This is a genomic window from Pirellulaceae bacterium, assembly GCA_029243025.1.
In the GTDB taxonomy this organism is placed as follows: domain Bacteria; phylum Planctomycetota; class Planctomycetia; order Pirellulales; family Pirellulaceae.
This window is the reverse complement of record JAQWSU010000026.1, coordinates 59,899-81,112: the sequence shown is the minus strand read 5'-3', so window position 1 is coordinate 81,112 and position 21,214 is coordinate 59,899. Positions and strand designations below refer to the sequence as shown.

Below are 21,214 nucleotides of genomic sequence, written 5' to 3'. Positions count from 1 at the left end.
CGACGATCTGCCGGACGTCAAGCGATCTTAGCTACTGAGAGCCGGAAGGATTCACCGCTCTCGCCGTCCCGCAGGAGCAAGTCGTTCGCCAGTAACAGCCGGCACGACTTCGCCTTTTGTTTTGATGACCGGCAGCCCAAGCGTGCCAACAGACTCAGGGCCAACAACGCAAAGCTGCTTGGCATCTCCAGTCGCAGGCTCCGCTTACTCGCCCGACGGACTCAGGGAAACACGAAAGCCGGCGGCACCATGCCACTTTGGCCAGCAGTCGTGTCATGTGTTCAATTCCTCCAATGAACGCGCAAGACAAATTAACGCCCGCAGAACAACGAGCATTTGACCTTGGATTTGAAGTAGCGTTCTAATTGTTGGCTAGGCCGTTATCAGCTACTCGGTTATCGACGATAACGTGAACCGCGAGATTCGTAGCAAAAATAATTAACGAGGACTGGTCCGAATCAGGCGATAATATCGTCCAAAACGTTTGCGTCATCGTGAACCACAAGCCGTTGCTCTTGTCCGTTGTGCAGGAAATATAATTCTCGATAATTCATGCCGAAAAGTTTCAAGACAGTCGCTTGATAGTCATGGGGCTTGACGATGTTTTCAACTGCCCGATGACCGACCGCATCCGTTGCTCCGTAGGTCGTGCCTCCTTGGATGCCGCCGCCGGCCAGCCACATGCTGAAGCCTTGGCCGTTATGGTCTCGCCCGCCTTTCAGCGGATCGCCTTCGACGACCGGCAAGCGTCCGATCTCGCCACCCCAATGGACAAGAACATCGTCGAGCATGCCACGTTGCTTGAGGTCTTTCACAAGTGCGGCTGAGGGCTGATCCGTACGTCGACAGACCGCAGGAAGCGTATTGCGGATGTCGTTATGATTGTCCCATGGTTGACCGCCCAGGAAGAGCTGAACAAATCGGACGCCCCGTTCGACAAGTCGCCGGGCAATCAGGCATCGCGTTCCGTATTCGCGTGTTGTTTCATGGTCCAGTCCATACATGCTTTTTGTCGAGTTGGTCTCTTGGGACAGATCGAGAGCCTCTCGAGCGGATTCCTGCATCTTGGCCGCCAGTTCGTAACTGGCAATCCGAGCTTCCAAATCGTACTCGCCTTGATGACGCTCTAGATGGCGATCATTCAACTTTTTAAGGAACGCCAGGTTGTGTTCCTGAACTTCGCCACGCAAGTGCTGGGGTGCGTCCAGATTCAGGATGCGTGGTTCCTTGGGGCGAAGAACCGTACCTTGAAACAAAGAAGGCATCCAACCATTCGACCAATTGTGAACGCCATCAACGGGATGACCACCGGGATCGGTCAACACGACATAGGCCGGTAAATCCTGTGCCTCGCTGCCGAGTGCATAAGTGATCCAGCTGCCAAGCGATGGACGACCGGTCACCCCGGCGATGCCATTGTTCATGTAGCGAATTGATACTTCATGACCATTGTGCCCAGTATGCATCGACCGGACGATGCACACGTCATCGACGATCGAGGCGAGTTCTGGCATTAATTCCGATATCTCAGTCCCGCATTGGCCGTATTTGCGGAATTTCCATCGTGAACCGTGCAAGGTTTTGGTCGCGCGTTTGATAAAACTAAACCCAACGTTGCCGTCATAGGTTTTGCCATCCAAACGACTCAATTCGGGCTTGGGGTCCATGAGGTCCATGTGGGAGGGACCTCCGTGTTGGAACAGTGAGATCATCGCTTTTGCGCGAGCTGGCTGAGTCGGTTGCTTGGGAGCCAGGTCGAATGTGGGAGGCTGCAGCTGAACCGTTTTGGGGGAAGCCAGTAGTCGCTCTTCTGCCAACAGTGATGCCAACGCAAAGATACCAACACCCATCGCATTTTCGGTGAGAAAACCTCGTCGGGTTAGCTGAGCTGTTGCTCGATTGTCTTTGTTCATAAAGCACCGTCATCATTTGATCGGTTTTAAGTGACCGTTTTAATCGATATACAGGAACTCATTCGACGTCAGCAACGCCTGACAGTAATTGGTCAGCGCTTGCACTTGGACGGATTCCGCCTTTTTGGCTTCTAGTAATTTACATTGTTCGGCAAAGTATTCGTTGGCAAGCGCCAGTTCGTCTGCATTTGGAGTACGGCCGTAGGCAAGTCGCCAGCCGTGTGTCAGCGCGTTATTTGGGTTCTGGTTGTTGGGGTTTTGGGCAAGGACTGGTTTTAATCGTTCGGCGAAAGCTTTGGAAAACATTAAGACAAAATCGCTATTCATTAGCATCAAGGACTGCGTTGCCACGGTAGATGACTCGCGTTTACCACAGTTCACTTCCATCACCGGCGCATCAAACGATTTCAGCAGTGCCACTGGCTGTGTTCGTCGAACTTGCAAGTAGACGCTACGCCGTTGGCGACTGCCTTTTGAAATAATTTGTCCCGTATCGTCGCTGACAACTTTGACAGCCGGGCCCAGGGCTGTTGGGTCCAACCGGCCACTGACAAACAGCATCGAATCGCGAATAACCTCAGCTTCCAGTCGATGGACGGGGAAATGCGAATACCATTGGTTGGAACTGTCGATTTTACGTGCGAGGTTGGAGGCGACTGATCGCTGTCGATATACCGTGGAGGATAGGATTAGTCGATGTAGGTGCTTCAGACTCCACCCCTTGGACATGAATTCATCCGCCAGCCAGTCGAGTAGTTGTGGGTGGGTCGGTAGGGAACCCAGCTTGCCGAATTCATCGGGGGTGGAAACGAACGTTTGGCCGAAGTGGTGTAGCCAAATACGGTTGACCAAGACCCTCGCAACCAGCGGATGGCGGCCGCTGGTTAGCCAACGCGCGTAGGCAAGTCGCCGACCGGTCGATGCCAGTTTCGGATTGTTCTCGGCAATTGAAAACGGACTCTCTTTGGGGGCCGCAACCGTCAATCCGCCGGCAGTGACGGGCTGTTTCGGTTGTCGGTAATCGCCTCGATAAAACAGGGATGTGATCGGCGGCTGGTCTTCGATCGGTTCGGTAGCTATCCGCAAAAACTCTTCCGATGGTTTACGGCTGCGGATTTTGGCAATTTCGCCGTCCAGTTTCTTGAGCTTGTCTGCGTTCGCTTTGTTGTATTGGTACAAGACACCCGGGTGCAATTTTCCGATGTTAGGGTATTTGTCGAGCAAACTTTTTTGCTCCGCTGTCCGCTGGTCTCCGGCGGTTCGGTAAGCCTCTTCTAATCGTTTGCGAATCGATTCGTCGGCTTGAGCTAACTCTGCTTGCAACGCCAGTTCCATATATTCCGATTGCTGTTTTTGCCTTTGCTTGCTTAATACGGCGGCTTCCGCTTCGATCGCCTTGGAGCTGGCAATATCTTCATCCGTGAAGAGGGACAGTCGTCGCTTCGCCGGTGGAGTCCAACTTTTGTAGTTGATCGCTGGTTCGAGGACAGCACGTAACCGATAGTAATCCACCTGGGAAATCGGATCATAGCGATGGTCGTGACACTGAGCACAACCGACGGACAGCCCCAAGAGTGCCGAACTGACGATCTTGATGGTGTCCGTCATCACTTGATTACGTGTTTGCTCATCGTTCGTAGCGGAGGTCCCGTCGGCCGCCATCCGCAAGAATCCGGTTGCGGTGAGCATGTCGATCTGGCGAGATGACATATTCTTGAAGGGCCGTTCGGCCAGTTCATCGCCCGCCAATTGCCAAATGATGAATTCGTCGAAAGGCATGTCTTGATTGAATGCTCGAATTACCCAATCACGATATTTGAATGACCAAGGTCGCTCGGGGTCCTGGTTGGTAGCGCCTTCCGAGTCTGCATATCCGGTCACATCAAGCCAATGCCGACCCCACCGCTCACCGTAGTGAGGAGAGTCAAGTAATTCGTTGATCAACCGATCCCAAGCATCGTCCCGATCGTCTGCCAAAAATGCTTCAACTTGTTCTGGCGTGGGTGGCAGCCCGATGAGATCTAAGTAGGCTCGACGTATCTGGGTGGCTTTTTCCGCATCATCGGCGAAGCTCATGCCCATCGGTTCCATGCGAGCCAGCAGAAAAGCGTCAATTGGCGTTCGGACTCGATTCACGTTTTGAATTTCTGGCACGGAGGATCGCTGAATCGACTGGAAGGCCCAGTACGATCGTTCTTCCGCGGAAATGCCGAGTCCGTCTCCGATCGTCGCTGGTTCCGGCCGCGAAGTAATCGCACCCGCTCGGATCCACCTTTCGATCGTTGCGATTTGATCCGCGGGGACAGGATGCTCGGTCGGGGGCATCTCGCCGCTTTTGATGCGCTGCAGTAGCAAACTGTCATTTGTGCTGTTCAGGTCGATGGCGGAACCTGATTCACCGCCGGTTTTTATCGAACGCACGAGGCGTAAATCCAATCCACCTTCCATCTTTTTTTCGGCACCGTGGCAGTCAAAACAATGCGCTCGAAAGATCGGGCGAATGTCCCTCTCAAATGTCAATTCATCACCGCCGCATAGTGTGGATGAACCGAGAATGACACAGATGATTGTTAGAGATTTTGTGAACATACTGACCAGGGTAGGGGGCAGCGTGCAAGGGGCAGCGTGCAAGCTTGGTGGGGGCAACGCGTAGCGTTATCTTACTCGCTGTTGGGGCAGAATCAAAGCGAACGCTGAAAATACGTTGGTCGATTCTGTGCAGACTCGCTGGGGAATCAAAGCTTGACAGTTAAAGCAGGTAAATAAATAGAGTCCGTCGGTTTCTTTGTGGGCAAGATTGTTCGTGCGAAAGAGCGTTGAGAACGCCCCGTCTGCTTCGTTTGAATCGCGTCGGTTTTCTCCAGACTGATAGATTTAATCTCTGCTTGTTCGTTACAATGGCAAGTGATCGAGAGTGTGGCTGATGTGACAATGTTCCTGTCGTTCAGCAATTCTAATTGGCTTTTGGGAGTTTGCCGCAATGAAGGATGAGCACGCCGTAAACCAGGCGGCGGTGGCAACGCGTCGCGAGTTGTTGCGCATCGGTGTTTCGGGAGTTGGAATCGGGCTCGGAATCGGTGGCTTGCGTGGTCAGACGGCAGTCGGTAGTTCAAATGAGCGGTCCGGCTTGATTGATGCACACGTGCACGTTTGGACCCCCGACACAAAGCGATATCCTTTGGCCGATGGATTCACTCAAAAAGAGATGAAACCGTCCAGTTTTACGCCCGCTGAGTTAATGGCGCAGGCTAGGCCGAACGGCGTTGATCGCATCGTGTTGATTCAGATGAGCTTCTATGGATTTGACAATCGTTACATGCTGAACACCATCCGAATGGCGCCGGGGGAATATGTTGGAGTCGCTGTTGTCGACGAGCGGAAGAATCCAATTGCCAAAATGAAAGTCTTGGCGAAGCAAGGCGTGCGCGGGTTCCGGATTCGCCCCGGCGATCGCAAGCCCAACAATTGGCTCACGGGTGAGGGGATGCAGGCGATGTGGCGCTGTGGCGCCGAGGAACAGCTCGCAATGTGCCACTTGATTGATCCTGAATTTATTCCGTCCGTTGATCGAATGTGTCAAAAGTATCCGCGGACCCCTGTGGTGATCGATCACTTTGCGCGTGTTGGTATCGACGGATCCATTCGCAAAAAAGATCTTGATCGGCTGTGTCGGTTAGCCCGTTTTCCACAGGTGACTCTCAAGGTCTCTGCCTATTACGCGCTGGGCAAAAAGATGATGCCGTATCGTGATTTAGGCCCAATGATCAGACGTGTTCGAGATGCCTTTGGTGCCGAACGGATTATGTGGGCGAGTGATTGCCCATTTCAAGTCCAGCCAGGACATACCTATCAATCATCGATTGATTTGATCAAGCGTGAGCTTGAGTTTCTTTCGCCCGACGATCGCGAGTGGATTCTCAGGAAAACGGCAGAGCGAGTTTTCTTTTCCTAGCGGAACAGCATGTTGTCATCGACTTCGTGCGAATGTCGAACCAACATTTGGCACGGCAGAGGCATCGGTAGGCCAGATAACGTGAGACTGTTGACCCGTAACTTGGGACAGACTAGAGTCAGTCAGGATGGCGAGCCGATTCGTCACGCCGATTCCGGTGAGTTCCTGCCGACCGCGCGGTGTGAAACTGGCCGATCGGTCGATGTGACGGCGATGAAGCAATTTGGCATGCTTGAACTCCCGATTTGGGTTGACTCTAATGGTCAACGCCTTGGCATTTAAAGGATTTAAGTCTGCCCCGTTAACTTCCTGGAATTGTACCGCCGCTACGGGTGGAATAGCCGACTGGGACAAGCTGATGAACCGCGACGTTGATTCTTTTCGGCAATATGACAGTGAGGGCTACTCCCTCTTTCACGATGTGTTGAAACCAGATGAAGTCGCAATCGTAAATCAGCGGCTCGACGAGCTAATCGACGGTATGCCCGAGCGGATGGTGGTCTACAAAGATGGCGAACACAAAGAAGTAAACGCGCGTCCGGAATATCTCACCGAACCTCATGCGAAAGATGCGTGTTGGCTGGAACTGTGCCGGCATCCGCGAGTGCTTGATGCCGTGGAGGCCGTTTTAGGGCCCGACTTGATCTTGATCATGTCGCATTTAATCGTGAAATGTCCGGGAGACGGATTGCCCGTGGCGTGGCATCAAGACAATACCTATTGGCATTCGATCAGGGGCACCGATGTAGGCACGGTGTGGCTTGCGATTGATGATGCCGATCTTGCCAACGGCTGTATGCAGGTGATCCCTGCCAGTCACCAGGGCTATCCCGAATTAGAGAAGGTCGCCACAGGTAAAAATGATTTATTGGGGCTAACCGTCGAAGTGACCGATGCTATGGCGGCTGCAGCCGTACCGTTGGAAATGAAATCCGGTAGCATGAGCATCCATGATTCTTATGTATTACATGGGAGCGGTCCGAACACGAGTGATCGGCGTCGGGCTGCCTACACGATGCGTTATGCCAACGCCAAGACGGTCACGGTTGATGTCAAGGAACATTGGGTTCCCGTCTATCTTGTTCGCGGTGACGCTGGCCAGCAGGCAAAAGAATACATCGATCTGCGGCCGGAATGAACCATCAAGGGGCGCTTGACAGGGTTTTTTCACGGCCAGCGAGGCTTTGGCGGCTTTCCTGGAGACGTCGCAAACAGGAAGCTTTTCAGGCGGCCGCGTTTCTGTTTGGGAGCGGCTTCTGGCACTCGTCAGTCACGCCAAAACGATAGCCAAAGTTAGCGATATCAGCCTGATAGAGGTTGGCGATGAACTCCTGCGACTCCTTGTCAAAGTATTGCTCGTAATGCCGTACTCCGTGGCTTGGTTGGGATGCGGGTTGGGGCCGTGTGACATTCCATAAGCTTCTAGCGGTTTGTAGCGGATGTTGCAGCATGTGTGGACCAACTTGGCGAAACTTCGATAGCATTCGGCGCAAACTTCTCGCCTGGTTCGATCTCGGCAGCGGTTTCGGCGGTAAGCCACTCTGCAAACAAACCTGGTGAAAGTCTTCGGCCAGCTTCTCAAATCGACCGACAAAGTCGACGAGTAACTCGCCGTCCGGTCCATATAGAAAGTCGCTTTGAGGCCCAACGAACCAGTGCATCTCTTTCCAGATCTCGTTTGGGAAAATTTTCATGGCAAATGTTTTGAAGTCGACGCTGTGAGCAAAACCAAGGTGTTTGCGGAGTGAGACGAGTCGGTCCCAGGGATTCCGAACGAATGCGAACTTAAAATAGTTTTGATACTGGTCACTGGTGACGTGACCGCATTTTACATACTCGCTGGCTTTGAGGTGTGCGAGTCTGGGAGGGCCCTGGGTGGGATCTGAATTGTAACGTAACAGCAGTGGTTCACGAGTTTTCCAGGTCAGACCGTGCAGTTCCAAAAAAAGTCGCTCGACACTTTGTCCCGCACACTTCGGAATGTGTACGAATAGGCACTGATGGCGATGAGAAATCATCGATGGTCCTCTTGTCGTTCGACTAGCAGCAACCGAGTGGGCGGGAGGTTATCAGATTCATGTCCCGGATCCTACCTCAAGGATTGAAAAAAGGTGTCAGCCACCTTTTTGTCCGCTGCCAGCATCTTGGTAGCTATCATTGTCAATCGCATGGTATTTACCATGCGCGATGTTTTCCAACTGAAAAAAGCCTTTCGGAATCGAAGCTCGTTGGTCGAACGAGGACGATTCCGAAAGGCGATCGATAGCGTTTTGTGTGAGAGACCAACCTCAAAAGATCGGTAACGGCTCAGGTCGCGGCGGAAGCGGGTCGCGGCCACTACCAGTTTCGGGTTCTGGCGGATCCGTCAGTGGATTGGTGGGTACGACGGGGGCTGCGTCGCCTTGCTCGCCAGCGCCACCCGCATCATCCCCGTCAGGAACCGGATTGATCGTGTTCCAGCGATTAAGTTCGACGGCACGCTCAAATCTTGCCACATCCAGATCGCTTCCCATGTCGGGTTCGGGGGGATCCGAAGGCGAACGTTCTTGCATCCGTTGTTCAAAAGCCGCGATATCTTCGATTGAGAACATTGCCGCGCGATCACCCTCTCCGGATGGGTCAGGGTTGTCACCGAAAACTGCTTTCCACCACCTTGTGTACCAGGGTTCCTCTTCTGGACCCGGATCTTGTGGACCCGGATCTTTGGGTTCAGTAGCTTTTGGTTCAGTAGCTTCTGGTGTCGTGGTTGGTGTCTTTGTTGGGTTCATCACCTCTCGCAATTGGGCTTTTGCCTTTTCCGGTCCGACAAGTCCCATGCCTTGTTGCACATTACCGTCTTGATGTTTGAATTCGGGCAGGGCAGGTGAATCATCCGGTAAGGTCGACAACGCACCTTTGTATTCGGACAATAGCGAGTTATCGGATGTACCGGTGAGTTCTGCTACGGTGGGTTCAACGTTTGTACCGCCACCGATATCTGGCAGACCCGAATCGCCAAGATTGACTCCCGCGTGCCCCAAATGTGCACCGATTAAGAGCGAGGTTGGATCGGATTCACCGGTCGTCGTTCCATCATCAGTTTGGCCCGAGAGGTTATCCAAAAATGACGCCGTATCATTCGTCGAAGATGGAGCCACGCGAGTTCCATCATCGCCTTGATTCCCAAGGCTCCCAAGGACTCCGCCGAGATCGATAGTTGCTCCATCTGATTCGATGGCAGACAGCAGAGAATCGACAGATTCAGCCGCCAAATTTAGTCGTGGATCACTCGTTCCCTCGGGCCGACTATTTTTCGATGTTTCGTGCTGAAAGGTTGCACCGGGTGCAGCTGTTGCATAGGCGGCCTGGATTTCCGCTTTTGCTGAGTTTTCCACTTCGACCAGGTTTCCGCTGACTAAATCACCGGCCAATAGTTCGCGTTTTTCTAACGACTCAAGTTGCGTTTGTCGGTTGCTGATCGCGGAGATTTTTCGCTTGTGATCTTTCTTTCGTTTTGTCGACTTGAAGTTCATGATTGGACCCTTCAAAGGTTAAGGCTGGCGATCGAAATTGAATCCGTCACACGGATTCAATCAGGGGGGGCTTCTAAAGGGGTTACCGGAAGTCGCGAGATGAACCCGCCAATAAATCAGAAGTTTTCACGGAATTTTTTTGGATTGGAGCAAAGTTCAGTGGGGCAAAAGACGCTTTCGAGTCAACGACGCGGTTTTTTACTTCATCGAATGGTTGTTTTGCCGTCGGTTGTTCAGGATGAAAGAACGAGGATGCAATACGTTTGTTCGAAAGCCGTTCATCAAACAGTTCATCCATGTCCTGTGTTTGTGAAAAGAATTCGTCTCGGTCAACGTTCGGATCCTTGCTGAGCTGTTTCCAATCGGGCAAGGTGTAAGCTTCCTTGGCGAGCCCGCCAAAGACTTCTAATTTGTCGAGCTTGGTGTCCAGATCTCGCAGGTCATGGAATCCTCCTCGAATTGAAAAGCCGAACACAAATCGATCCTCCAGTGGCTCTCCTCCGTTGCCATCGCCGTCCTGATCCATTAATCGAACACCGTTTTGCCCCTGAATCTCCGGGCCGATGGTGACCTGGTAGTCTCCCGATAAACTTTGAGTTGGAAAGTTAATTTCAAAGGTTCGAGGATCGGTTGAATTGAGTGGACTGACGGAGTTAATGCGGATTTGATTACCTCGTGGATCAAACAGTTGGATGTCCGTAGAGTCGATTGTCTGTGGATTAACCGGCTGGTCGAATGTGATCCACATCTGATCAACGACGCGTTGCACCGGTTGACTGTTCCAGCCGAGATTCGATGGCGCAAGATCGGCATTTATGATTTTGGGGCCAAAGCCGACGGGGCCATCGACTGTCACGGTATAGTTGCCCAGATCTCCGTAGCTGCCATGGCTGACTACTTCCAAGAAATAGGTATTTCCTACTTCGAGCGTTGGCATGGTGTTAGGCAAGGCGAGTGGGACTGCATCAATACGATAGGATTCCCCCAGACGATCGGTGGTCAGATGGGCCACTGCGTCACCCGCTACGGTTCGAACGGTGAATTCCAAATCCAGATTTGCATTGCCCTGATCACTGACTGCGGCTTGATCGACATCGATTCCTTCACCAGCGCTGATCTCAATGACGATTTGTCCTGCGTCTTGGACGGTAAAGGCGAACCAATCTTGGTCGTCATGAGATTCAATGATGCCGCGGCCGAACAATCGGTTGCGATCGGTTCCAGCAAACGGTTGGAAGGAAGGCGTTTGCTGAAGTCTGGTTGCCGAACGAAGATTGTCGCCGTGATCGTCTGTGCGGGGGCCGAGTTCGCGATTGAGGATAGAGACGTCAGCCTGACGTTGTCCGTGCTCAGTTAGCCCGCTCCACCAGATTCCTCGATCGGCTGAGTGGCTGTGCCCCATGAGTGCCGCCTTCGTAATCGTCGGAGAAGGCCGTGGTGCTGAAATGGTCTGATGATCTAGCTTGAAGGCGTGCCCCGCTTCGTGGCTTGCGGTGTCGGCAACGTGCTTTGTTTCACCTGAGTGCCGTTCGAAGACATAAACCACATTTCGGTTTCCGGGCGTAAATGCGTGACCGAAAGCGACTCCACTGATACCGCTATTGGTTTGGGGAGCGTCAAACCAATCCGTGGACCGACCCCCGATCGCAACCCGTAAGAATCGTCCGTCAGGCTCCTCGGTGGTAACGTCGACGTCGAAAGGAGCAAAGTCTTCCGCAACGTGTTCCCAGATATCGATGATTTGTTCTTGGATTCCCCCAGGTCGTCCGGTGGATTCAAATGCTGGCGTGATCGCATCCTGGCCGTCTTTGAAATTTGCTTCACAATGACCATCGAAATCGAGATAGATGGCGGTTGTTGCCCCGGGATTACTGTGCATTTCTGGCACGACAAGCGCAGCACCGGCTGCCTGGGGCGGGCAACCGGTTAGCAAGCGGCGGTTTTCCAGATGTTCAAATTGAGGATGAAACCCTCTGGGTCTCGATTTTGCGTCACTTTGGTGGCAACGTTTCGATAGCCTAGGGAGCGACGAACGATTGGGCGAATAAGCCATCTTGATCTGACCTTTGCAAATGGGGGGGGCGATGAGTGGATTGGCGGCAGTTGTTTCCGACCTGCATAAATTCGCCTTCCGAGAGCCCTACCGAAACGGCCGGACAAACCCCGCCAAAAAAAAACACAAATCTCGGATTTCTTGAAATCCGTTTTTTTTGACGGGCGAAGAGTTGACGAACGGTCTTGATCCATCAATAGGCTCCAGTAGACTGAAACCCATGCTTCACGCTATTTTGAGCATGCAATGCGTTCGCGATCGATTGATTTGAAACTGAGTTGAATGGATTGACTGTGGCTTTGAATCGAATCGTAAGGCAGTGGAAATCGATGGTGGGTGGGCAACCTTCCACGAATCATTCAATTGCGTTTTTTTGCAAGGCGTGCTGGCTAGGTCGAGTGAATAAGATTTTGACAGCAAGCAAGAGGATCGGTTATGAGCCAGAAATCAGATTCGCCGAGTACGAAGATTTCGCTCTCCGACCTTGAACAGATCAATGCCATCTGTCTTGAGTTCGAGTCGGCTTGCAAGCAGGGAAAGTCGCCTCGCATTGAAGAATATCTTGCGCCGACGGCGGGGCCCCAACGCTCGCGGTTGCTGACTGAGTTACTCATTCTTGAGTTTGATTACAAAACTCGGAAAGGTGAGCGGATTGAGCGGGAAGAATATCATGCGAGATTTTCCCACGAGATCGATGTTGTTGATGCGGCGATCAACGATCAGGTGCCCTCGAGATCTGATGCGGCAGAAAGTGGTATTCTGCCAGCCGATCCGGAGACAGGACAGCTCACGAAAACATTGGGTGATTATCGAATAATCCGCGAGATCGGTCGCGGTGGTATGGGCGTGGTTTATGAGGCTGAGCAGATTTCATTGGGTCGTCGAGTTGCTCTGAAAGTGTTGCCGTTCGCCGCTGTTTTGGATCAACGACAGCTGCAACGATTTCGGACAGAATCTCAAGCTGCCGCCTTGCTGCATCACCAAAACATTGTTCCCGTATATTCCGTTGGTAACGAGCGGGGGGTTCATTATTATGCCATGCAGTTTATCGACGGATTCAGTTTGGCCGAGATGGTGGAACAACTCCAGCATACCGAAGGCGTCAGGACCAAACCCGTTGATAAAGATTCTACGCAGTCGATATCCAGTTCGGTGATGCCCAGGTCAGCGGTGGAGCTTGCGAGCGAACTTGCTGCGGGACGATTTGTACCTGCCAATGAATTGAGTGACCAGCCCGACAAGACCGTTTCGGCACCGGAAACTCCTGGCCGGCTACGAAGCGATCCACGATTGGCAACCTCGGATGCAAACTCCGCTACCAATGTGACGCCGCTTGCATCGATTTCTAGCGAAGGATCTATCAAGAGTCGCCATTACTTTCGGACGATTGCCAACCTTGGTATTGAAGCGGCAGAAGCGTTGGAACACGCGCACGGAATGGGCGTCATCCATCGGGACGTAAAACCATCAAATCTTTTGTTGGATCCACGTGGCAAGGTTTGGGTGACGGACTTTGGCTTGGCACGAGTGGGGACCGATGGTGGTTTGACCGTATCGGGTGATTTGCTGGGTACCTTTCGTTATATGAGTCCTGAGCAGGCGATGGCGAAAAGGATTATGGTTGACCATCGAACTGACATCTATTCGTTGGGGGTGACATTGTATGAGTTGCTCACCTTGCATCCCGCAATCCGAGGCAAGGACCGAGAGGAGTTGCTCAGGCAGATCGCTTTTGACGAGCCGATTCCACCTCATCGTCTGAATAAAGCCATTCCCGCCGAACTTTGCACGATCGTGTCGAAGGCGATGGCAAAGAATCCGGCCGAAAGATACCTGAATTCACAAGATTTGGCCGATGACCTGCGACGTTTTTTGGAAGATAAGCCGATCCTGGCAAAGCCGCCCACGCTGCTGCAACGAGGTCGTAAATGGGCGCGACGGCATGTGGCTCTCGTTTCAACTACGGTAACGACTGCTCTGGTGATGCTCATGGTACTTGCAGTGGGAGGGGTATGGATTGCCAGACGAGAAAGTCATGTTGCGGCGGTGGAACGCGACCTGCGTGTCGAACTGCAGAACGCAGTGGTCAACGCTGAACAACTTGCAACGCAGAAAAGTCAGTTAGCCGATGATGAAAGGCAAGCACGGTTGGCGAAGACAAAGCAACTTTGGGAATCGTTAGTCAATCAAGCAAGGGCACTTCGTTTGAGCGGCCAAATGGGACAGCGAATCCAAGGTCTCGAAGCACTTCGCGAGGCGGCTCAGCTTGTGCCTGTGACTGCCTTGCAGCCCGAGGCTGTGGTGGAACTTCGAAACGAAATGATTGCTTCGATGACTTTGGTCGATTTGAAATTGGATCAAGAATGGGACTGTTATCCGCCTGGGCAGGATAGCACGGTCATCGACTTTGATGACGAAGTCGAGCATTACGCTCGCTTCGATCGTGAAGGCAATATTTCGGTGCGGCGTGTATTCGATAACGAAGAAACTCATTTAATCCCACACGCAACCATCGGTAGGCCAGCGGAGATTAATTCAGGTTATCGGCTTGCTCTACGGTTTAGTCCCAATGCCAGATATCTGGCCACCAGCGGAAGCAGCAATTTTAAGATCCCGACTCAAGTTTGGGATCTGAATGGGTCCACCCTCGTGAAAGAAGTGACCACCGGTTTGCCCTGGTATAGCTATGCGTTCGATTTCAGTTCGGACAACCAATTCTTTGCCACCTACCATCAAACTGGCGAGATTGTGCGCTACGACCTGCGCTCCGGCAAAGAGGTGAATCGGATTCAAGTCGGTTCACCGATGGCAAATGTGATTCGGTTTTCGCCTCGGGGCGATCGATTGGCTGTCTGTCAAGGTAACGAAATTAATCTGATTGCTTGGGACGATCAGACACAAACTCGTACGACGGACAACTCATTGAACCATGTTTCTTGGAGTGCCGATGGTCGGCGGCTCGCAGCCTGTAGTGGTAATAATCTGTACGTGTGGAACGAGGAAAGTAAGGATCCGGAGATTATTTGTAGAGGCCATGAGGCAGTCGCGCTGCATGCTGCCTTTAACCAGAAAGGAAACCTACTTGCTTCCACGAGTTGGGATGGTACTTCCAGAATCTGGGACGTTGCAACGGGAAGCGAGTTGCTACGAACGAGCGGTTATTGTCAGGATTTCAGCAACGACGATCGTTATCTCGCCTTGGGGCTAAGCCGTTCGACGGTTGGGCGATGGGAAGTCATCAATCCGCAAGGTTTCCAGCTATTGACTCGGATTCAACAGTGTCACGACGTTGATATCAGCGATGATGGACGATTGATGATCTGTTCGGGGGTTGATGGTATTCAGCTTTGGGATTTGATCGCTGGAAAGTCATTGGGAACGCTTCCGCTGGGCGCAGGAATTGGTTCGGGATGTTTTGACCCATTCGGTAAATTCTTGGTGACTTGTTCGGCAAAGGGGCTTTACCGTTGGCCGATCAAAATCCATGAGGATGCGACGCCCCGTCGATTAGAAATTGGGCCACCAGAAGATCTGATTGTTCCTCTCGACGGAATTCCAAGACGTTGTGCATTGACTTCTGACGGGCGGTTTCTCACCGTAACCTGTGAGCCCGCGCCCAATCGGACGCTTATGCTTGATCTGAAAGCACAGCCATCCGGCGTGCGTTTTTTGGGCTACGGTCCGGGATCCACCAGCCGCGATGGTAAGTGGACGACGACAAATGCTTGGCAGGGACAGAAAACGAAAATTTGGAATGCTCAGAATGGAAAACAGATCAATCAAATCTCCGGTATCAATGCAATCACTGCCTTCGCTCCCGAAAGTGATTTGTTGGCGATCGGTAGAGCGGATGAATTTGCTTTTTACGAGACGATCGATTGGAACTTGGTCGATCGGATACCACGTGATTCGGGCGGAGGGCATCAGCCACCTTTGACATTCTCAGGTGACGGAAAGATCTTGGCAATTGCTCAAAGCAGTTGGAGCGTGAAGTTGATCGATACCGCTACTCGACGTGAACTGGCAACCTTGGCATCGCCCCATTCCGATATCTTGAGGTGTGTGAGCTTAAATAGAGACGGAAGCCAATTGGTTGCTTGTACCCAGAACGGTGTGGTTCTTCATTGGGATTTGCGAAAAATTCGGAATGTTTTGGGCGAAGTGGGACTCGATTGGGAACCGCGACTCGGGGACGACGACCTTCGAATGGATCCCAACAAACGGCTTCAGGTCGAGTTCGACCTAGGCGAAACGAAGCTGCAGACAGCGCAAGTTTCTCAGAATGAATTCGAATTGGCAAAATGTAAACGGGCTGTCGAACTTTATCCCGATTACGCAGAAGCTTATCTTTACCGAGCGCGAGCCCACCAAAAGATCAATCGGATGCGCGAGGCGAATCTAGACTATGTGGCCTATTTCAGTCGAAAGATCGCAGACGATCCTGGTCATCGTGAGGCTTACTATGCACGTTCCGTTTATTACTCGCGGCTTGCGATGTTCGCCGAAGCTCTACAAGATTCGAATCAATTGATTGAATTGGAACCGAAGGCAGAGAATTACTTTTGGAGGGGGATTCTTCATTGGCTCACGAAGCAATATCGTGAGGCCATTGCCGATGGTCATCAAGCACTCAAGATTGCCGCTGATGATTCCAACGCCAGCGATGGACTCGCTTGGATTTATCTCACAGGACCCGCGGAATTTCGCGATCCCGAGCAAGCGATGCGGCTTGTTGAAAAAGCAGCCCTCGCGCCGGAAAATCCCTATCGGGTTCATACGACCTTGGGGGCAGCCCACTATCGATTGGAAAAGTATGACAAGGCGATTGAGCAGCTGCTGAAAGCAGCAGAGCTTGCGCCTCAGCAACCGACGGCGTCCAATCTGTTTTTCCTCGCGATGAGTTATCACGCCAGTGGGCAACTGGAAAAAGGGAAGGAATGCTACAACCAGGCGATTCAGTGGTGGGCGAACCATCCCGAACTTGCCCCAGGACAACTCGATACGCTTGAACGTCTCAAGGTCGAGGCAGGCGAGGTTTTCTCCACCGATCTCGAAGAACAAGTCGATGGCCCAGACGAATAAGACTTAAACGCTGACGGATCGGTGAGGATTGTCTGTCTACTGAGTCTGGACACAGCCCATTGAAGACGTTGCGCTTCGACGTTTAAATGCTGCCTGCGTTTCATTAGACTGTGGCAATGAATTAAGTGACAATGAATTAAAATGTGAATGAAGATTGATTTTTGTTTGCCTGCTGCAATGAAATGTGGGACCCGTGAATGGCTTCAGAAAACCCCAGCGCACTTTGGATTGACCAATTGAAACAAGGTGAGTCAGTTGCCGCGAATGCCGTTTTTGAGCGCTATTTCGATCGGCTTGTTGGGCATGCACGCCAAAAGCTCCTCGGGGTATCCGGAGGAATGGCCGATGAAGAGGATGTAGCCTTGAGTGCTTTTGACAGCTTTTGTCGAGCAGCCGAGAGAGGTCGATTTCCTGATCTCAAAGACCGCGACGGTATCCTGCGATTACTGTTGCGGATGACAGCAAGAAAAGCAATCGACTTAAGACGATATGAGTTAAGCCGTCTCAAGGTTCAAAATGAAGAGGCGATTTTGGAGGCGATTGGTGATCCGACAGGTCCAGAGCTGATTGCAATCTTTGATGAAGAGTTCAAACGGCTACTTGATCTTCTTTCCGACAAGGGGCTTGAAACGTTGGCTGTGGCGAAAATGCAAGGATTCACTAACAGCGAAATCGCCGCGAAACTTGACTGCTCATTAAGAACGGTCGAAAGACAACTCCAGTTGATTCGGCTGAAGTGGGAGCAGGAACAATCCAGGTGATGCTCTGCTGTTTCTGTAGGCAGAGTTTTTGCTTCAAAGGTGCCCAGCCTTTGATGTGTCGATTGCTTCACTTCCCAATTCTATGGATTGGAGCATTGCGTCAGCGGCGCTGGTGTACGCGGAAGACTATGAAAGGCAATTCAACGTTGTTCTGGTCGAATCGCATCTGCCGGTGCTTGGATGACGGTTGTAGGGTTTTCGCGTCTTGTTGATAACTGTTTGCCGACTCGTTGATCCGGGAATTTGGCCGTGGACAACGGAGAATGTTCTCTGCCGTAAACGAGGCGAATAGACTTCCTGCTCGAATCGCCGGTTTTTGTAAGATGCCCGGAGCATGCGCGTGACAAAAATTTGAATCTTTGCACAATCGAAAAAATCTAGTGTCAATTATTTGATGTGGCGGAACTACTGAATTCGTCTCGTGGAACGTCGGTCGGATGCTCGGACTGAGAGCGGGTGTTCAGGACGAGATTGCTCGTGACATGGAGAATCGACAGGTTTTCAAGACAAAGTGTCCAGTTTGAAAAATCAGAATCAACAGAGATTGATTTGACTGATGAGGGGCGAAAAAACGGCTGAATCACGGGGCACGGATCGGCTTGGGCGGTTGCCGAATTCGTTCCCGACCATCCGGTATACGATGCGAGACTTGATCGTCGCGCAATTTCGCGGGGGGGGGACGTTGCCTAGGAGAATCTGCGTCGTCGTTCATCGGTCGGCTGTGTGGAATGGAGGGGTTCCACCGTTGTCGCCCCGTTGTGTGGATTGAAAACGTGGTGTTGCTATGATTGCTGCAATCCGATCAATCGCATTTCCTGCGACGGCGGAGTTGTGAAGGTCAACAATTGTTTACTGTTTTTTTAGAGCATCGGTTGAGAATTTTGACGGCTGATTATAGTGAAATCATGGCGTTTCACAGTTCGGTTATGGAAACGCAGCATCCGGGAATGTTGGAACTATTCGAATGAGACGAAGTTTTCGACCACGGGTTTTCCAGTCTTTGGAAGGCCGTCATTTGCTGACAGCCGATCTGTTGGGAGCGGTCGAGGCGCCTGCACAAGTTGCTGATTTTGCGCTGATCGACGTGAACCCAACGTCTTCTACTTACGACCAAGCCGTTTCGCCAAGGGACTATTCGGGTGATGTCAGCGCTTGGTATTTCGGCTATGCGACGTGATCTCGATGTCGTGCCCAGTATGGGTACTTGGATGATCTGCAAAATGATCTGGAACAAAATCGACCCGACCTGGATATCCAGATATTGGGGATGAATCCGGTGGGACATGAGATCGGCAATGCGGATACAACCGAAGGTCGAGACATCCCCTGGCTGCAAGACGTCGATTTGGACGGTGACAATAAATCTGATACGTGGCTGACGACTTGGCCCGGTACCTATCGTGACGTCGTGGTTGTCGATGCCAACAACGTTGCCGTTGATGTGTTTAATCTCACGACGAACAGCTTAGAAGACACGGATGATTACAACGCATTGAGACAGATGCTAATCGATGTAGCGGAAGCGACGATCGATCCGATTGATGATGCTGTCTTTGCTCCGGTCGATGGAAACGTTGACATTGACGTGCTTGCCAACGATGCGGGAAATAATCGACTCACGATCACTGATGTGACGCAGCCAGCTCATGGGTTTGTCGAAATTACGGTGGCTGAATATCCCGTCGATCTTGATCCAATGGAAACTTTCATACCTCAGCTTGTGATCTCTGAGGTCGTTCCAGACGAATACATTGAGCTGTTCAATGCAGACTACGAACGAGTGGAATTAAGTCAAGTCGAACAAGTTTTGGTTTCGGGTGCGGATGATGTCAGAGTGTCAGAGTGGGGAGCTGGGGAAGCCATTGCAGTCCGCGGTTATCTACAACTCGAGTGGCCCGATGGATTTACGGTTTCTGACGAGTCAGGGGAGCTGATCCTCTATCGAGACGGTCAGACGGGGTTCGGTGATGCCAACAAAATCGATGATTTTGTTGCTTGGGGTACGCCCGTCGATCACAGTCGCATTGCGTTAGCTGAGTTGGTCGGCAAATGGGAGGGCGAACCTGATAGCTCGCTTGATCTTGGTGCGATCCAACGCATTCCCGGAACCCGTGGCGAAGAAGCGCACGCGTACGACAACCATCGATCGTCCACACCTGGAACAGCGATTAACGGTGCTGTCGACGCACAGCAGATCCTGCGATACACGCCGGCAAGTTCCTATCGTGGGCCTGATTCATTCGAGTATTCGGTTGTGGATGACCAGGGGAGTGTGGGTACAGCGAACATTGAAGTCACTGTCGCGGAGGCTGCGGCTGTCTGGAGCAATCCAGTTAATTCCCTCGACGTCGATAGTGATGGGAGCGTCACGGAAGCCGATGCAAATTCTATTCTGGCACGGTTGAACGCGGGGCTCACAGGATGGCTTCCTGCCACGATGGTCTGGCCAATGACGCCTCCAGGTTTTGTTGATTGCAACGCGAATGGTTCTATTGAACCACTGGATGCTTTGCTGGTACTCAATCATTTAAATGCTGTACCCTCCGCTTTGAATGCGAGCGGTTCGGACAATTCGACCGTCGACTCGATCGCACTGCCAGCCATGGATTTAGAGCCTCAAGCTCTTCAAAGCGTTGCCGCGGCCTTGGCGAGTACACCGAATGAAATCGAGGATGATCACGACGAGCGACCGATTTTGTTGCTCTGATTCTGATTGATACTTGCCTGCTTGGATCTTCCCAATCTTGCCATTGTCTTTGCTCGCAATGTTGCACGCCTGACTTAGAGTCTCTCACCGGGCAAATTTGAGTCTTGTCCAAATGTTTTGAGGATGTACCGAGCAGCAAGCGATCGAAGGTTACATTCGCGATGTCGCAAAACTAGTCTTTTCGTCGCATCAGTATTCTCGACTTTCAGGCCAAACTGCATCTTGCTATTCCGTCCACTACGACCTGATCGGCAGGAAGCAGTTTCTTATTTGCATGTGTTGTTTTGCCCCTTACGCGAAATTGAGTTTCTGCACATATTGGTCGTTTCAGGAAAAGGGTGGAAGTTCCAGTTCACGCTCTGCTGCTTGTCTTTGAGCAACGACGTTCTTTCATAAGATCCACCTAATTTGTAAATTATTTACACCAAGTTGCCATGCCGTGTGGCAATCGCTGGAGGATTATCGTCCGGAATCAATGGCGCAGACGAAGTGATTTTGATTGAGGGAGTGCGGGATATCTGTTCCGAATACCAGATCAAAGCGATCACTGTTGATGCAGATTTAACTCGTAAAGACGAAATTTGCATCATCGTCTCCATCGCGATCCAGTGTTGTTTTCGAAGACACTAGCAAGTGCATGACTGTTTCATTGCCAGTGCCCGCGATGCTTACTTCTGCTTGCCCGCAACGATCCAAAAGGAAAACTGAAGAGGCAGCCTGTTTGTTTTTGCAGGCCGGCAAGGCGGGCTATTCGAGATGCATCGGCCTATCGACTATTAGCTGAATATGAATGGCGTTTGCATCGATCCCGACGGGAACGCCCAAGTACTATCGAACCACAACCAGACAAGTGACCGTTATGTGGAGCCTCAGCAATTACAATTGGATTCAGCACAACTGATTGCTTGGTACGTGCCCAAAAATTGCTCTGCACATTCGAAGGAAGATCTAGTACAGGTTCTTCCTGAATCGCAGATGCGAAATGAGTTTGTTTCAGCGGCTGAATTTTAATTGACCGCAAACGGCAAGATGAATTCCAGCAAGTTTCCTTAGCCGACATCTCTCAAATGGGAACCAACGGACGAGTCGATGAAACCACGGAATCCCGTTGAAGAAAGTCTGGTTAGAATCTGGTCCGACCTTTTGAATCTGAAGCAGGTTGGAGTTCATGACGATTTATTCCAGCTGGCGGGGGATCCTCTTCTGGCAGTAAAGGTGATCCTGCGGATCTTCA

11 protein-coding genes and 1 pseudogene are annotated in these 21,214 nt (G+C 51.7%); 7 read left to right on the top strand and 5 right to left on the bottom strand.

The features are described from left to right. Nucleotides 1-458 precede the first annotated feature (458 nt). Both P8N76_11915 and P8N76_11910 read right to left on the bottom strand, forming a co-directional pair. Nucleotides 459-1,913, bottom strand: a complete 1,455-nt coding sequence (locus tag P8N76_11915; GenBank protein ID MDG2382368.1) for a DUF1501 domain-containing protein — start codon at nucleotides 1,911-1,913, stop codon at nucleotides 459-461. Between the two features lie 39 nt (nucleotides 1,914-1,952). Next, on the bottom strand, nucleotides 1,953-4,502 hold the full coding sequence (locus P8N76_11910) for a PSD1 and planctomycete cytochrome C domain-containing protein (GenBank protein MDG2382367.1): 2,550 nt from the start codon (nucleotides 4,500-4,502) through the stop codon (nucleotides 1,953-1,955). A 391-nt stretch (nucleotides 4,503-4,893) separates the two neighbouring features. On the opposite strand from P8N76_11910, the gene P8N76_11905 reads away from it, so the two are divergent. Next, nucleotides 4,894-5,865: an amidohydrolase family protein gene (locus P8N76_11905; GenBank protein ID MDG2382366.1), complete on the top strand. Its 972-nt coding sequence runs from the start codon at nucleotides 4,894-4,896 to the stop codon at nucleotides 5,863-5,865. Nucleotides 5,866-6,223: 358 nt separating this feature from the next. After that, entirely contained in the window at nucleotides 6,224-7,003 is a 780-nt protein-coding gene (locus P8N76_11900; protein MDG2382365.1) for a phytanoyl-CoA dioxygenase family protein, read from the top strand. Between the two features lie 85 nt (nucleotides 7,004-7,088). Here P8N76_11900 and P8N76_11895 read toward each other — a convergent pair whose 3' ends face one another. The 3 genes from P8N76_11895 to P8N76_11885 form a co-directional block, all read right to left on the bottom strand. Then, entirely contained in the window at nucleotides 7,089-7,883 is a 795-nt protein-coding gene (locus tag P8N76_11895; protein ID MDG2382364.1) for a sulfotransferase family 2 domain-containing protein, read from the bottom strand. A gap of 270 nt (nucleotides 7,884-8,153) precedes the next feature. After that, nucleotides 8,154-9,377, bottom strand: a complete 1,224-nt coding sequence (locus P8N76_11890; GenBank protein MDG2382363.1) for a hypothetical protein — start codon at nucleotides 9,375-9,377, stop codon at nucleotides 8,154-8,156. Between the two features lie 82 nt (nucleotides 9,378-9,459). After that, nucleotides 9,460-11,256 carry a hypothetical protein gene (locus P8N76_11885; protein MDG2382362.1) on the bottom strand — a complete coding sequence of 599 codons (1,797 nt, stop codon included), beginning with the start codon at nucleotides 11,254-11,256 and terminating at the stop codon, nucleotides 9,460-9,462. 966 nt (nucleotides 11,257-12,222) lie between these two features. On the opposite strand from P8N76_11885, the pseudogene P8N76_11880 reads away from it, so the two are divergent. The 5 genes and pseudogenes from P8N76_11880 (at nucleotide 12,223) to P8N76_11860 (ending at nucleotide 19,980) form a co-directional block, all read left to right on the top strand. Continuing rightward, nucleotides 12,223-13,254, top strand: a pseudogene (locus P8N76_11880) (serine/threonine-protein kinase). Between the two features lie 981 nt (nucleotides 13,255-14,235). Continuing rightward, complete coding sequence (locus P8N76_11875; protein MDG2382361.1) at nucleotides 14,236-16,512, top strand: tetratricopeptide repeat protein; 2,277 nt, start codon at nucleotides 14,236-14,238, stop codon at nucleotides 16,510-16,512. Nucleotides 16,513-16,709: 197 nt separating this feature from the next. After that, nucleotides 16,710-17,273: an ECF-type sigma factor gene (locus P8N76_11870; protein ID MDG2382360.1), complete on the top strand. Its 564-nt coding sequence runs from the start codon at nucleotides 16,710-16,712 to the stop codon at nucleotides 17,271-17,273. Between the two features lie 964 nt (nucleotides 17,274-18,237). Beyond that, the gene (locus tag P8N76_11865; GenBank protein MDG2382359.1) at nucleotides 18,238-18,450 is read left to right on the top strand and encodes a hypothetical protein; all 213 of its coding nucleotides are present in this window, start codon (nucleotides 18,238-18,240) and stop codon (nucleotides 18,448-18,450) included. A gap of 27 nt (nucleotides 18,451-18,477) precedes the next feature. Then, nucleotides 18,478-19,980 (top strand): hypothetical protein, encoded by a 1,503-nt coding sequence (locus tag P8N76_11860; GenBank protein ID MDG2382358.1) that lies wholly within the window; start codon nucleotides 18,478-18,480, stop codon nucleotides 19,978-19,980. Nucleotides 19,981-21,214 lie beyond the last annotated feature (1,234 nt).

Coding starts and splice junctions, on each gene's coding strand:
- P8N76_11915 (MDG2382368.1), bottom strand. CDS start 1,913: ATGAACAAAGACAATCGAGCAACAGCTCAGCTAACCCGACGAGGTTTT.
- P8N76_11910 (MDG2382367.1), bottom strand. CDS start 4,502: ATGTTCACAAAATCTCTAACAATCATCTGTGTCATTCTCGGTTCATCC.
- P8N76_11905 (MDG2382366.1), top strand. CDS start 4,894: ATGAAGGATGAGCACGCCGTAAACCAGGCGGCGGTGGCAACGCGTCGC.
- P8N76_11900 (MDG2382365.1), top strand. CDS start 6,224: ATGAACCGCGACGTTGATTCTTTTCGGCAATATGACAGTGAGGGCTAC.
- P8N76_11895 (MDG2382364.1), bottom strand. CDS start 7,883: ATGATTTCTCATCGCCATCAGTGCCTATTCGTACACATTCCGAAGTGT.
- P8N76_11890 (MDG2382363.1), bottom strand. CDS start 9,377: ATGAACTTCAAGTCGACAAAACGAAAGAAAGATCACAAGCGAAAAATC.
- P8N76_11885 (MDG2382362.1), bottom strand. CDS start 11,256: ATGCACAGTAATCCCGGGGCAACAACCGCCATCTATCTCGATTTCGAT.
- P8N76_11875 (MDG2382361.1), top strand. CDS start 14,236: ATGGCAAATGTGATTCGGTTTTCGCCTCGGGGCGATCGATTGGCTGTC.
- P8N76_11870 (MDG2382360.1), top strand. CDS start 16,710: ATGGCTTCAGAAAACCCCAGCGCACTTTGGATTGACCAATTGAAACAA.
- P8N76_11865 (MDG2382359.1), top strand. CDS start 18,238: ATGAGACGAAGTTTTCGACCACGGGTTTTCCAGTCTTTGGAAGGCCGT.